Consider the following 14,081-nt stretch of genomic DNA (forward strand, 5'->3'; position numbering starts at 1 on the left):
CTCCTTTGTGATCGGGTTCCTACAGTTATAGCGAACATTCGACAGATTAAGTCGATTATTCGAGAAAATGAGGCAGACGCGTTGCGCGCGGTGGTTTTGAGAGACGGTCGGCTGACGGTCCGCGAGACGGCCGACCCGGAGCCCGGACCCGGTGAGCTGTTGCTGCGCACCCTGAGCACCGCGATCTGTGCCTCTGATGTGCATTTCATGGACCACCCGGAACTCGCGATCGACGATCCGACCGGACGCTCGTTGTACGACACGGACCGCGACATCGTGCTCGGTCACGAATTCGTTGGCGAGGTGATAGCGCACGGGCCCGGCTGCTCGGATCAGTTCACCGTGGGCACCCGGGTGACGTCGATCCCAATACGCCTAGTGGACGGCGGCGCCGGCGGTGTACGGATCATCGGCCAGCACCCTGAGGCGCAAGGGAGTTTCAGTGAGCTGCTGGTGATTTCGGAGGCGGCAGCCAAAGCCGTTTCGAGTGACGTTGCCATCGACGCCGTCGCGCTGGTCGATGCCTTCGCGGTCGGCGAGTTCTACGTGCGATCGGCAGATCTCCAAGAAGGCGAGATCGCCATCGTCATCGGCGCGGGGGCGATCGGCCTCTCGGCCGTCGCCGCCTTGGCATCTCGCGGCATCGAACCGATCATCGTGGCGGACTACAAGGCCGACCGTCGCGCACTCGCCCAGGACCGCTTCGGCGCGCACGTTGTCGTCGATCCCGCTGAGCGCTCGCCGTTCGACGCATTCCGGGAGGTGCGCGCCGAACGCGGATTGCCCGGCCCAGCAATCGTATTCGAGTGCGTCGGTGCCGCCGGCCTGATCCAGAATCTCGTCGAATCCGCCGAGATGTCCACTCGCATCTACTGCGCCGGCGGCTGGTACACCGGCGACACGCTGGACATCACCACCGCGACTCGCCATGGCGTCACAATCCAATTCGGCGGCGGGCCGCATCCACAGGACTGGTACGGAACGCTCGATGCCATCGCGTCGGGGCAACTGGATCCGCTTCCCAGCGTCGGCATGGTCATCGGCCTCGACGAGGTTCCCGGTGCACTCGATCAAGCCCGCCGGTCCGACGGACCGCCGCGCATCGTGGTCCATCCGAACGGAGACATCGCGTGACCGAACGAGACGACCATCAGGACATCTCCGAGCTGCTGGTGCGCTACGCGACTGGGATCGATCGTCGCGATTGGCGCTTGTTCCGCACCTCGTTCACCGACGACTGCGAACTCGACTACGGCGAGATCGGAACCTGGCAAGGTGTGGACGCGGTCACCGACTTCATGGACAAAACGCACGCGATGGCGGGCCATACCCTGCACCGCTTGACCAACCAGGTCATCACGCTCGACGGCGACATAGCATCGGCTCGTACCTACATCGACGCGGTAATCATGTTTGGCGACAATCAATCCGGCGTCAACGCATGGGGCTTTTACGATGACGAGATCGTCCGGACCGCAGATGGCTGGCGCATCGCGCGACGCAGGTTCACCCAGGTTCGCATCGCGACATTCGGCCCATAATCGAGCAGGAGTTTTCAAGTGACATTCGCAGCCAAATACGGCCCGTGGGCAGTCGTGGCCGGCGCCTCCGATGGCTTGGGTGCCGCCTTCGCCGCCGGACTCGCCGAACGCGGCGTCAATGTCGTGTTACTGGCGCGGCGCCAGGCGGTACTCGATCAGGTTGCGGCTCAGATCGAATCCCAAACGAGCGCCCAGACCCGGACGCTCGGCATCGATCTCGCCAAGCCGAACGCGGCAAACGCCATCGCCGAAGCCACCGGGGATCTGGAGATTGGCTTCCTGGTGTACTGCGCCGGCGCAGACCCGACTTACCAGCATTTCCTTGATAACTCGATTGAAGCGGCCGAGGCGATGGTGCATCGCAACTGCATGGTGCCGATGCAGCTGTGCCACCACTACGCCCCCGCAATGGTCAAGCGGGGCAGCGGTGGGATCGTCATCTTTTCCTCCGGCGCCGCATTGGCCGGCGGCCCAAACATGGTCGCGTACGGCGCATCCAAGGCATTCGACATGGTCTTCACCGAGGCGCTCTGGGCCGAGCTGCACGACAAAGGCGTCGACGTGCTCGGTCTGATGCTCGGCAAGACGAACACACCCGCACTGCGGGAACTCGAATACAGTCGCGGCAACATCAGCTCACCCGACGAGGTTCCGGCCGGCGCATGCTCGGTGGAAGAGGTCATTGCCGAGGCGTTCGAGAATCTGACCAATGGGCCGACCTGGATGGCGGGCGAAATGATGCGCGCCGGTGCACAAATGATCGCGTCGCTGACGCGTAAGCAGGCGGTCGAACTGTTCACACAGGCCGCGGTTGTGGCAATGGGACCGGACCGCTAGCCGCTGCGTGGCTTGTCCCACCTGATTAGCACTCGACCGTAGAGCAGCCGGCGAACACTGGCGCCGGGAAGCGCCGTGCGGACGTCGGAGCGCAGCTGGTGCAACGTTGCCACCGGCGGCCATTTGATCGGCGCAGTGTGCTCCCACTTGCCGTTGACACGATTGGCGACGGTGCACGCCACCCACGACGTCACGTGCCACGGGCCGTTTCGAAGCGACGGCCGGACAAAGGTGACCACGCCGAGCGCGCCGCCGGGGCGCACCAGGGCGGCCAGTCGCCGCAGCGCTGCGCCGGTGTCGGACAAGTGATGCAGCGCGGCGTTCGAGACCACGGCATCGAAGCAGGGCAGCTCGGCGGTCATGACGTCGCCGTGCGTCCAGCGGACCGGCGCCGACCCGAACCGGTGCTGTGCGCGTTGCAGCACGGGTCCGTCGAGATCCAGTGCGACGACGTCCGGAATTCGGCGAGACAGGCGCGCAGCGAGGAAGCCGTCGCCACATCCGACGTCGAGGACTCGCCGCGCCTCGCGCGGAACCGCGGACTCCAGCAATGCGTCGTAGTGGATGTTGATGTTCCACGGTTGCTTCATAGAGGTATCACCGAACACTCCCCCGAACCTATCCCAAAGCTCACAGAGTCCCCGCAAGAACGCTAGATCGTTTTGCCAAAATCTGAAGTTAGCTGCGCCTAACTTTTGAGATTGGGTGCTCTGGCCAGCAAATATAGCAGAACTGACGGACTTGGTTGGCGTGCTCACAACGTTGCTGGGCGGGGGTAGAGCGGGTATCTTTGGCAGGCAGGTCAAGTCACGGCCGCGAGCCAAGTAGCCATTCATGATCGACACCCGATGTGAAAGATGACGATGCTCGCCACTTACAGCGCCGCCGCCTCCGTTTCGACGGCACCCCGCTCGTCGCGGCGAATTCTCTCCCGCTCGGCGGTGACCACCGCGCTATTCATCGCGCCCGCGGTCGTGGTCCGGCTTATCGGCTTGCATCCAGACCCGGTCTCTGCCCTGCTGATCTTCGGAGCTGCCGTCGTGTCAGCCAGCTTCCTGCTGGCGTGGGCCGCCGAGGTCGCGCAGATCGACGTCTCCGGCGGCTTGGCAATCGCGGTGCTCGCATTGGTCGCGGTGCTTCCCGAATACGCCGTCGACCTCTACTACGCGTACGTGTCGGGCCATAACCCGGATTACACGCAGTACGCGGCGGCCAACATGACCGGATCCAATCGGCTGTTGATGGGTCTGGGGTGGCCGGTCGTGGTTCTGGTCAGCATGATGGCGGCGCGCCGGGTCGGTGCGGGCAAAATCCGCGGCCTGACGCTCGAGCCCGCCAATCGCGTCGAACTCGGATTTCTGCTGATCGCCGGAGTGGCCGCATTCGCGATACCGGCCAGCGGCGAGATCCACCTGGCGCTGGGGTTGGCGCTGCTGGCCTGGTTCGGCTTCTACCTGTACAAGGTCAGCCACGGCGACGTCGAAGAACCCGACCTGGTCGGTACTGCCGCGGCGCTGGGCGAGCTGTCCGACCGGAGCCGCCGGGTTGTCGTCGGCGGACTGTTCGCGATGTCCGGGGCAGTGATCCTGTTGTGCGCCAAACCGTTTGCCGACAATCTCGTCGCGGCCGGCACCCAGTTGGGCATCGACCGATTCCTGCTGGTGCAATGGCTCGCGCCGTTAGCCTCTGAGGCACCCGAGTTCATCATCGCGATCATCTTCGCTGCCCGCGGCAAGGGCACCGCGGCCATCGCCACGCTGATTTCGTCCAAGGTCAACCAGTGGACGCTGTTGATCGGCTCGCTGCCGGTGGCCCATCTGCTGGGCGGCGGCAGCTCCTCGCTGGTGCTCGACTCTCGCCAGATCGAGGAAGTTTTGCTGACGGCCAGCCAGACACTGATGGGTGTCGCCGTGGTCCTGGCGCTGCGCTTCAGCCGGATGTCCGCCTGGGCGCTGTTGGTGTTGTTCGTCGTTCAGTTCCCCCTCAGCTCGACCCCGGACCGGCTCGTCCTCTGCGGCGTCTACGCCGCCATCGCCGTCGGTGGGCTGATCATCAACCGTCGTCAGTTGGGCACCACCCTGCAGGCGCCATTCATCGGCACGGCCGTCTGGCACGGCGGTCACCTGCACCACGAACTTCGGAGCACGGCGCTCTCGAGGTAGCACGCGGAACGCCTGGCAAAGCATCAATATCCGCGCTTCCCGCCGGTAAGCCGCCTATTCTTAACAACTGGGGTGGCCCGGCCTGGATGGGTGGTGCTCACGTGACGACGTCGACGGTGGCGTGCCCGTCATGCGGCGCTGAATTGCGGTCCACCGCCAAGTTCTGTGATGAGTGCGGTTCATCTATCCAGGCTTCAGCCGCGGCAGCCGAGTACAAACAGGTGACGGTGCTGTTTGCCGATGTCGTGCACTCGATGGACATCGCCGCCGCGGTGGGTGCCGAGCGACTACGCGAGATCATGGGTGAACTTGTCGAGCGTGCGGCGGCGGTGGTACAGCGATTCGGCGGAACCGTGGACAAGTTCACCGGCGACGGCATCATGGCAGTCTTCGGCGCGCCAGTTGCGTTGGAAGATCATGCCTTTCGCGCCTGTCTAGCAGCCCTGGGGATCCAGGACGAGGCGGGGCATGTTGCAGACGAAGTCGCACACCGAGACCAGGTCGAGCTGCAGCTGCGGGTCGGACTGAACTCCGGCCAGGTGATTGCCGGCGAGATCGGCTCTGGCGCTTTGGGTTACACAGCTATAGGCGAGCAGGTGGGAATGGCCCAGCGGATGGAGTCGGCTGCGGCTCCCGGCGGAGTGATGCTAAGCGAGTCAACGGCGCGGTTGGTCGACGAAGCTACGACCCTTGCAGAGCCGGAAATTGTGTACATCAAGGGAGCCAAGGACCCGGTGCCCGCTCGCCGCTTGCTCGCCGCCACAAGCGACCACCGCCGCAGGAAAGACCCGCAGTTGGTCGGGCGCACCTGGGAACTCAACACCATCGCGGGCATTCTCGACGAGGCAATCGGCGGGGCGGGATGCGTCATCGGTGTCGTTGGACCACCCGGTATCGGCAAAAGCCGGACCGTCCGCGAATCGGCGGCATTGGCGAAAAGTCGCGGCATGGAGCTCTTCACCACATACTGCGAGTCGCATACCAGCGACATCCCTTTCCACGCGGTGACGGGACTCCTGCGTGCCGCACTCGCGCTTGACGGGCTTAGCGGCGAGGCCGCGCGCACAGAGCTGAAATCCCAATTTCCAGATGCAGATGCCGAGGATCTCTGGCTCGTCGACGACCTGCTCGGCATTGCGGATCCGGCCGTTGCGGCGCCGGGCATCGAGGGTGACGCCCGGCGGCGGCGCCTCACGGCGCTGGTCAATGCCGCATGGGTCAATCGCCGTGGGTCGGCCTTGTATGTGATCGAGGATGCCCACTGGATCGACCAGGTCAGCGAGTCGATGCTGGCCGACTTTCTGACCGTGATCCGGCAAACCCGCTCGATGATGCTGATCACGTACCGCCCCGAGTATCAGGGCGCCCTGGCTGCCATCCCCGGCGCGCAGACCATCGCCCTGCGCCCGCTGAACACCGGACAAACGGTGGCGCTGATTGGCGAATTGCTCGGCACCGACGCTTCGGTGCAGGGGCTCGCCGAAGTCATCTCCGAACGTGCGGGCGGAAATCCGTTTTTCGCCGAGGAGATCGTGCGCGACCTCGCCGAACGGGGCTCCATTCGCGGCGAACGCGGTTCCTATCTGCTGCAAGGCGAGATCGCCGACATCACCGCCCCGCCCACATTGCACGCCGTCATCGCCGCCCGCATCGACCGGCTCAGCTTCGCGGCCAAACGCACGCTGTGCGCCGCCGCCGTCATCGGATCACGGTTCAGCCCGGACCTGGTGACCGCCCTGGGCGTCGACCCGATCCTCGACGAGCTCGTCAAGGGCGAGCTGATCGACCAAGTCGGCTTCACCCCGAAGATCGAGTACGCGTTTCGGCATCCGCTGATTCGGTTCGTTGCCTATGAGTCGCAACTGAAATCGGATCGCGACGAGCTGCACGGGCGACTGGCTAGTTTGATCGAGCAGCGCGAACCGGAATCGACCGATGAGAACGCCGCGCTGATCGCCGAACACCTTAAAGCCGCGGGCAATCTCCACGCAGCGTTCGACTGGTACATGCGCGCGGGGACGTGGTTCACCCACCGCGACCTCGCCGCAGCAAGGGCGAGTTGGCGGCACGCGCGCGATGTCGCGGACCGTCTGCCAGACGCCGACGCCGAGCGCGACGCAATGCGCATCAACCCGCGGACGCTGCTCTGCGCCAGCGCGTGGCTGACCGGTGGCACTATGGCCGACACCGGGTTTGACGAACTGCGCGACCTTGCCACCGCCGCCGGCGACAAAGTTTCGCTGGCGATGGCTATGGCCGGCTGGTTGCCTGCACTCATCGTTCACGCCCGATTCGACGAAGCCTCGCGGTTGGCTTCCGAGCTCGAAAGCCTGCTCGACTCGATCGGCGACCCGACGTTGATTCTTGGGCTGCTGTACGCGGCGATGCCCACGAAGTTGCAGCGCGCCGAAATGTCGGAAACTATCCGCATCGCGCAACGGGCGATCGAGCTGGCCGATGGTGATGCCATCAAGGGCAATCTGATAATCGGTTCCCCGTTGACGGGGGCAATCATGCTCCGGGGTTGTGCGCGTTGCCTTCTCGGCGACCCCGGCTGGAAGGCTGACGTCGATCAAGCCGTGCGAATGGTCCGCGCGTTCGAACCCTCCCTGCGTGCGATCATGCTGCTGTTCAAGTACAACCTGGTTCCTCTCGGGGTTTGGTTGCCGGACGCGGCCTCCGTACAGGAGACGGTCGAGATGCTGGAGATCGCGGAACGATCCGGCGACGATCTCACGCTCGCTTGCGCCCAGTACGTACATGGTGTCGCCGTCGTGACCAGCAACGGGGCCCAGCGCGAGTACGCTTTCACCCTGCTTGCCGCGGCCCGCGAAGCCGCCCTGCAGGAGCGTTTCACGCTGGGAGCGGCCACGCTGGTGAACTTCTTTATCGGCAACGAGAAGTTGCGTACCGGCGATGCCGACAGCGCGATCGAACTATTACGCACCAGCGTCGAGGAGCAATACTCCAGGACAGACCTGGTGACTCTCGGAGCTACCACCGAGGCGCTGGTGACGGCGCTACTGCGCAGAAGCCGCCCGGCGGACCGCCCGCAAGCACAGGCGGCTATCGACCGACTCGCGGCTGTTCCGACCGAACCAGGATTCGTCATGTATGACCTATGGCTGCTATCGATGCGGGCGGCGATGGCCCAGGCTCACGGCGACGACGTCGCGTATCGCAACTATCGCGACCGCTATCGCGCAATGGCGAATTCCCTTGGCTTCGAAGGACATATCGCCCGGTCCCAGGCAATGGATTAGCCCCGGCTCCGCCCGAAATCGGCCTGCGTAATACCGTCCAGGTATGAATCGAGTCTCGATAATCACCGGCGGTGCGGGTGGCATGGGCCTGGCCACGGCCAAGATCGTCGGCAGCGGCCACGCAATAGTGCTGTGCGACGTCAGGCAGGACCGATTGGACAGCGCAGCCGAGACCCTCAAAGACCTCGGAGTGACTGCCACCGCCGTCAACTGCGACGTCACCGACCGGCGCGCGGTCACCGACCTGCTGGAGACGGCGAAAACCCTCGGGACGATCGCCTCGGTCATCCACACCGCGGGGGTAAGCCCGAGCATGGGCGCGGCCGACTATGTGATGCGGACCAACGCAATCGGGACCGTCAACGTCAACGAGGTGTTTTACGCGTCGGCGGGCGAGGGCTCCGTGATTGTCAACGTGGCATCGATGGCTGCCCACATGGTGCCGACGGAAATGATTCCAGCAGAACAATTCCCGCTGGCACTGACCGACGGCGACGCGTTCATGGACACCATGATGACGGCATGCGAAATCGCCCCGGAGGACGCGCGGTCCGGTATCGCCTACGCCTTGAGCAAGAGCTTCGTGAAGTGGTACAGCCAGGCGCAAGCCGAGCGTTTCAACGCTCGCGGATTGCGCATCGTCTCGGTGTCTCCGGGGTCCATCGACACCGAGATGGGCCGGCTCGAGGAGCAGGCCGGGGCCGGCGCGATGGTGGCCAACGCCGCGGTACCGCGGTGGGGCAAGCCGGAGGAAATGGCCGAGCTACTCGCCTTCTGCGCCAGCGACAAGGCGGGTTATCTCACCGGCACCGACATCCTCAACGACGGCGGGGTGCTCGCCTCGATGACCGAGCGCGCCCGGGTGGCCGCCGGCAGCTAGACCAGTCGCGGTATTGCGGGACGAACGCCTTGTCGATTGCCGCATACAGTTCGCGCGTTCGCCTTCCCCGCGAGCACGACGGCGACCACACCGAGAACGTTAACGGGCTACTTTTCCACAGCGGTGAGAATCCGCCTGACGCAAATAACAAGACCCTATAATCAAACGGTTGATCGTTTAATCTGCCGGCGACCACGATGGAGAGGCGGGCGTCGATGAAAAGCCGCGCTGCCGTCCTGCACGAGTACGGCAGTCCGTGGTCTGTTGAGGAATTCGAGCTGGATCCGCCCCGGGCCGGCGAGGTCCTGGTGCGGCTGGCCGCCACCGGGTTGTGCCACTCCGACGAACACATCCGGCAGGGCAAGCTGGCCGCACCGCCCGATGTCCTGCGCGCACTGGGGCTCCCGGCCATGTCACCGACGATCGGCGGCCACGAAGGCTCCGGCACAGTGGTCGAGGTGGGCGCCGGGGTCACCGGCTTCGCGCCGGGCGATCACGTGGTGACGTCCTTCGTCGCGGTCTGCGGCCAATGTCGTTGGTGCGCCACAGGAATGGAGTACCTGTGCGACACCGGATCGGGAACGTTGGCGCCCGGCATGCCGACCGACGGCACCTTTCGCCACCACACCGCCGACGGACGCAACCTCGGGCACGTATCCAAGATCGGGGCGTTCGCCGAACACACTGTCGTCTCGGCGAATTCACTGGTCAAGATCGATCGGGACTTCCCATTGGTACCCGCGGCGTTGCTGGCGTGCGCGGTCCCCACCGGCTACGGCTCGGCGGCACGGCGCGCTAACGTCCGCGGCGGTGACACGGTGGTGGTGATCGGGGTGGGCGGGATCGGCACCGCGGCCATTCAGGGCGCCCGGATCAACGGCGCGGCCCGCATCGTTGCGGTCGACCCTGTCGCGTTCAAGCGCGAGTCCGCACTGACCTTCGGCGCGACGCAGCACGCGGCGACGGCATCCGAGGCGATCGATCAGGTGCGTGAGCTGACCCGGGGCGTGATGGCCGATGCGGTCGTCGTCTCCCCCTCGATGATCGGCGCCGCCGATGTCGCTGCCGCACTGACGTTGACCCGTAAGGGCGGAACGTGTGTGCTCACCGGACTCCCGTCACCGGCCACCCACTCGATCGACGTCGCGCTGCAAGACTTCATCCTGATGAACAAGAAGTTGTGCGGCACCGTGTTCGGCTCGTGCAATCCTCGCAGCGACATCCCGTTGCTGGCCACAATGTACCGGTCGGGCCAACTACTCCTCGACCAGATGATCACCAGGCGTTACCGGCTCGACGAGATCAATGCCGCCTACGCCGACCTAGCCGCCGGTGAATTGATCCGCGGCGTAATCGACTTCGGCATCGGCTAGCCGTCGGCCAGGGCCCGAAGCCACCCCGGTGCGGTGCAGCCAATCCCGGGGTCGCAGCCGCCAGGTCCGGCGCGCGTATTCCAGCTCGGTGTAGGGCCATTGCGTGACGATGCGACCCGTGGGCGAACGGAAATAGCTGTCACACTGGGTCCAGATGGTGCGCTCCAAGTCCGCGGAAAGCCCTTCGTTGTATCGCTTTTCCGCCTCGGGACGCACATCGAGATAGCCGCCTCGACGCGCCAGCCGTTTCACCGCGCTGGCTACCAGGCGCGCGCCGGCCTCCAGGATGTAGACGATTGAGTTACCGCCCTGGTTGGTGTTGGGGCCGTACAACATGAAGAAGTTCGGGAATCCACCGACAGCCACACCCAAATACGCGCTGGGATCGTCGCCCCACTGCTCGTGCAGACGCTGCCCGCCGTACCCGACGACGTCGATTCCCGACAGGTACCGCGATGTCTCGAATCCGGTGGCCAGCACGATCGCGTCGACATCGACGACATCGCCCGCTGCGGTGACGACGGATGTCTCGGTGATCCGCTCGATCGGATCGGCAACGAGCGCGACGTTGTCTTGCTGCAACGCCCGGTAGTAGTCGTCGCCGAGCAGCACCCGCTTGCATCGGAACGGATAATCCGGTGTCAGGGCGCGGCGAAGCTCCGCGTCGGCCACGGTGCGCTCTAAGAACGAGGTGGCAACCTGAGTGCGAGCCGCGACCACCGGGTCGTCCGCGAAGGTCGCGGTGTTGTCGTGCTGGAACTTCCAGATCTTCCAGCGGGTGCGCGGCACCGCCAGCGGATTGCGCCGGAATTCCGCCAATTCTGTTGCGCTGTAGGGGCGATCGTCTTTGGGAACCATCCACGGCGGGGTGCGCTGGAAAACCGTCACCTGGGCGGCGGCCTTCGCCAATTCGGGAACAAGCTGTATCCCACTGGCGCCCGTGCCGATCACCGCCATCTTCTTGCCCGCCAGTGCGATGTCGTGATCCCACTGGGCGGTGTGCATGACGAAGCCGCGGAAATCGCTCAAGCCCGTGATATCGGGAACCTTCAACGACCCGAACAGGCCGACGGCGCACACCACCACGTCGACGGTCAGTGTGCTGGTGCGACCGGCACGCTCAATCGTGCAGTCCCAGCGCCAGGTAGCCGAATTCCATTGGGCGGAACGCACACGCGTCCCGAGTTGCAGGTGACGGCGCAGGTCGAAGTCGTCGGCCACCGATTCCAGGTAGGCAAGGATCTCGGGCTGCCGGGCGTAGGTCCGGCTCCAGGATTTGTTGGGCGCGAACGAGAAGGAGTACAGATGGCTTTGGATATCGCACGCGGCACCGGGGTAGGTGTTGCGCCGCCAGGTTCCGCCGACTCCGTCATCCGCTTCGAGGATCACCAGGTCGTCGATGCCGGCCCGGCGCAGCGCCACCGCCGCGCCCAACCCACCGAATCCCGCGCCGATGATCGCCACCTTGGGTGAGCGGCGGCGTCGGGCGGCCGCCCGGACCCGGCCCAGCGGATACTTCACGGCCCGGCCTCGGTGCCACGAATGTCGAGGCCAGCCATATCTCCTTGCGCGCGCCAGGCCGCCAAAATGTCGGCGTATTCGGTGGGCGCACCGAAGAAGAACCTGCCCTGTCGCGTCTTGGCGTCCGCCTTGCCCTCGCGGTTGTAGTAACCGGGCGTGCAGGTCTTGGCGCGGTCGGCGGTCGCGACCGACCGGGCGACCACCGTGTCGACCCAGGCGGCTTCGGCGGCCGGCGACGCCTCAACCTCGCTGACACCGTGCTCGAGAGCCCAGGCGATGATCCAGGCGGCATGGCTGGCTTGCACGTCAAGCAGGTAGGGGAAGTTCACCGTCAATCCGGCTTGAGAGATGCTTTCGATGAAGCAGTTAGGGAAACCGTTGGCGCACAAGCCCTGGAAGGTGCGGACACCGTCGTTCCAGCGCTCGGTCAGGGTCACGCCGTCGCGGCCGATCAACTCGAATCCGGTGCGACGGCTGTAGTCGGTGCCCACCTCGAAGCCTGTCGCGAAGATCAGGCAGTCGAGCTCATAGGTCACTGAGTCGACGACGACGCCGGACTCGACGATGCGCTCCACGCCGCGACCGCGGGTGTCGACCAGGGTCACGTTGTCGCGGTTGAAGGTTTGCAGATAATCGTCGTGGAAGCAGGGACGTTTGCAGAAGTAGCCGTACCAGGGTTTGAGCGCCTCGGCCGTGTCGGGGTTGGCCACGATCTCGTCAACGCGGGCGCGGATCTCCTCCATTTTGGCGAAGTCTGCGAGCTCGATGTCGCGGCCGCGCTGCTCGGGGTCCACCGACTCGTCGCTGTCATGACGCATCACCGGCAACTTGCGGGTGATGCTCGTCCAGGCATCGGCGACGAGATCCTCGGGCGCCTGTCCGCCGGCGGTCAGGATCTGAAAGTTCTGGATGCGCTGGCGTTGCCAACCTGGCTGTAATGTGTTGGCCCACTGGGGATCCGTGTCCGCATTGGCGCGCACGTCGACAGACGAGGGCGTGCGCTGGAAGACGTAAAGCTGCCGGGCGGCAGCACCAAGGTGCGGCACACACTGGACCGCGGTCGCGCCGGTGCCGATGATCCCGACACGCAGACCGGACAGGTTCTCCAGGTGCTCCCCGGTGTAACCGTAATCCCAGCGGCTGGTGTGGAACGTGTGACCGCGAAACGACCCGAGCCCGCCAATGCCGGGCAGTTTGGGTTTGGCCTGATATCCGTTGGCCATCGAGACGAACTTGGCCCGCATCACGTCGCCCCGATTGGTGCGGATGATCCAGCGGGATTCCGCTGCATTCCAACGGATTTCCTCTACATTAGTGCCCAGACACGCGTCGCGATACAGATCGTACTGGTGCGCGATGCGCTGGCAGTGCGCAAAGATTTCCGCGCCCTTGGCGTATTTCTCCGCCGGGATGTAGCCGAGTTCTTCCAGCAGCGGGATGTACACATAGGATTCGACGTCGCACGCGATCCCTGGATACCGGTTCCAGTACCAGGTACCGCCGACGTCCGCGGCGCGGTCGATCAACCGCACACTCTTCACTCCGAGCTCGCGCAGCCGAGCCCCTGTCAATAGCCCGCCGAAGCCGGCACCCACGATCGCCACCTCGACCTCGTCGGTGCGGGGCTCGCGGGCTGGTTCCTCGTCGACCCAGGGATCTTCGGCGAAGTGGGCGAAGTCCCCGGCGGTTTCCACATACTGGTCGATCCCGTCAGGACGCAACCGCCGCGCGCGCTCCTCGGCATACTTGCGCCGCAGCGCATCGACATCGAACGCGCACCCAACAGTCTCGGTCAAGTCCCGACTCCGCTCTTCGTGAGCCGACTCTATAATTAATCGCTTGATCGCATCAAGGAATTGCTCCCTGCTGATCGAATATGGCTCCTCTGACCAGTACCTTCGCTGAACCCAGTGCGGCGTGGTAGTCCTCCGGCGGCAGCGTGGCTGCCACCTCGGTCAGTCCGTAGACGAGCGCGTAGATCGCCGCGACGACGGCCGCCGAATCGGGGTGGTCACCCAGCTCGCCACGCTGGCGGGCGTCCTCAACGACACCCTCGATGATTTCGCGGAAGGCCTCGAACCCGGGATTCATCGGTTTACCGCGGGCTTTTCGCCGGTCTGGGACCGCCATGGTTTCCGCCCGGATCGCAAACTCGAAGGCGGCCAGGTCCGGGTACTCATGCATCAATTGCCCGGATTCGTCGAGCACCGCTTCAATTCGGTCCACGATGTTGCCGGGGCGTTGGGCCGCCTGTCGCAGGCGCGGCATGGCCGTGTCGGTCCTGGCCGCGATGGCCGCCGTGATCAGCTCGGATTTGTTCGGAAAGTAGTTGTACAGGCTGGCGCTGGTCATGTCGGCCATGCGCGCGATCTCACGGATCGTCGCCTTTGCATAGCCGACCTCCGCCACACATTTCATCGTCGCGACGATGATGCGGCGGCGGGTCTCTTCACCGCTGGCGCCGACGGGGCGGCCCAGCTGTGTCCTCGCGCGCATATGTTGCC

11 protein-coding genes are annotated in these 14,081 nt (G+C 64.9%); 7 read left to right on the plus strand and 4 right to left on the minus strand.

Annotation, left to right across the window (positions count from 1 at the left end):
* The first annotated feature begins 90 nt into the window (after positions 1–90).
* The 3 genes from H7K34_RS23770 to H7K34_RS23780 are packed head-to-tail and all read left to right on the plus strand — an operon-like array spanning position 91 to position 2,378.
* Positions 91–1,134 (plus strand): zinc-binding dehydrogenase, encoded by a 1,044-nt coding sequence (locus H7K34_RS23770; protein WP_264064437.1) that lies wholly within the window; start codon positions 91–93, stop codon positions 1,132–1,134.
* Positions 1,131–1,541 carry a nuclear transport factor 2 family protein gene (locus H7K34_RS23775; protein ID WP_264064438.1) on the plus strand — a complete coding sequence of 137 codons (411 nt, stop codon included), beginning with the start codon at positions 1,131–1,133 and terminating at the stop codon, positions 1,539–1,541. The genes H7K34_RS23770 and H7K34_RS23775 overlap by 4 nt, the downstream gene beginning before the upstream one ends.
* 18 nt (positions 1,542–1,559) lie before the next feature.
* A complete protein-coding gene (locus H7K34_RS23780) occupies positions 1,560–2,378 on the plus strand; it encodes an SDR family NAD(P)-dependent oxidoreductase (protein ID WP_264064439.1) in 819 nt (272 codons plus the stop codon).
* On the opposite strand, the gene H7K34_RS23785 is transcribed toward H7K34_RS23780, so the two are convergent.
* Complete coding sequence (locus tag H7K34_RS23785) at positions 2,375–2,968, minus strand: class I SAM-dependent methyltransferase (protein ID WP_264064440.1); 594 nt, start codon at positions 2,966–2,968, stop codon at positions 2,375–2,377. The genes H7K34_RS23780 and H7K34_RS23785 overlap by 4 nt on opposite strands.
* A 267-nt stretch (positions 2,969–3,235) precedes the next feature.
* Here H7K34_RS23785 and H7K34_RS23790 point away from each other — a divergent pair, with 267 nt between their 5' ends.
* The 4 genes from H7K34_RS23790 to H7K34_RS23805 all read left to right on the plus strand — a co-directional run bounded on the left by H7K34_RS23790 (position 3,236) and on the right by H7K34_RS23805 (position 10,056).
* On the plus strand, positions 3,236–4,540 hold the full coding sequence (locus H7K34_RS23790) for a sodium/calcium exchanger protein (protein WP_264064441.1): 1,305 nt from the start codon (positions 3,236–3,238) through the stop codon (positions 4,538–4,540).
* A gap of 101 nt (positions 4,541–4,641) precedes the next feature.
* Entirely contained in the window at positions 4,642–7,803 is a 3,162-nt protein-coding gene (locus tag H7K34_RS23795) for an adenylate/guanylate cyclase domain-containing protein (protein WP_264064443.1), read from the plus strand.
* 43 nt (positions 7,804–7,846) lie between these two features.
* Positions 7,847–8,683 carry an SDR family oxidoreductase gene (locus tag H7K34_RS23800; protein ID WP_264064444.1) on the plus strand — a complete coding sequence of 279 codons (837 nt, stop codon included), beginning with the start codon at positions 7,847–7,849 and terminating at the stop codon, positions 8,681–8,683.
* A 215-nt stretch (positions 8,684–8,898) separates the two neighbouring features.
* Positions 8,899–10,056: a Zn-dependent alcohol dehydrogenase gene (locus tag H7K34_RS23805; RefSeq protein WP_264064446.1), complete on the plus strand. Its 1,158-nt coding sequence runs from the start codon at positions 8,899–8,901 to the stop codon at positions 10,054–10,056.
* Here H7K34_RS23805 and H7K34_RS23810 read toward each other — a convergent pair.
* Genes H7K34_RS23810 through H7K34_RS23820 form a run of 3 tightly spaced genes read right to left on the minus strand, consistent with a single transcriptional unit; the run spans position 10,006 to position 14,073 of the window.
* Positions 10,006–11,520: a flavin-containing monooxygenase gene (locus H7K34_RS23810; RefSeq protein ID WP_372510872.1), complete on the minus strand. Its 1,515-nt coding sequence runs from the start codon at positions 11,518–11,520 to the stop codon at positions 10,006–10,008. The two genes, H7K34_RS23805 and H7K34_RS23810, sit on opposite strands and share 51 nt — an antisense overlap.
* 53 nt (positions 11,521–11,573) lie before the next feature.
* Positions 11,574–13,373 (minus strand): flavin-containing monooxygenase, encoded by a 1,800-nt coding sequence (locus H7K34_RS23815; RefSeq protein WP_264064448.1) that lies wholly within the window; start codon positions 13,371–13,373, stop codon positions 11,574–11,576.
* A 52-nt stretch (positions 13,374–13,425) separates the two neighbouring features.
* Positions 13,426–14,073, minus strand: a complete 648-nt coding sequence (locus tag H7K34_RS23820) for a TetR/AcrR family transcriptional regulator (RefSeq protein ID WP_264064450.1) — start codon at positions 14,071–14,073, stop codon at positions 13,426–13,428.
* Between the last annotated feature and the right edge of the window lie 8 nt (positions 14,074–14,081).

Source organism: Mycobacterium montefiorense, assembly GCF_025823255.1.
GTDB lineage: Bacteria > Actinomycetota > Actinomycetes > Mycobacteriales > Mycobacteriaceae > Mycobacterium > Mycobacterium montefiorense.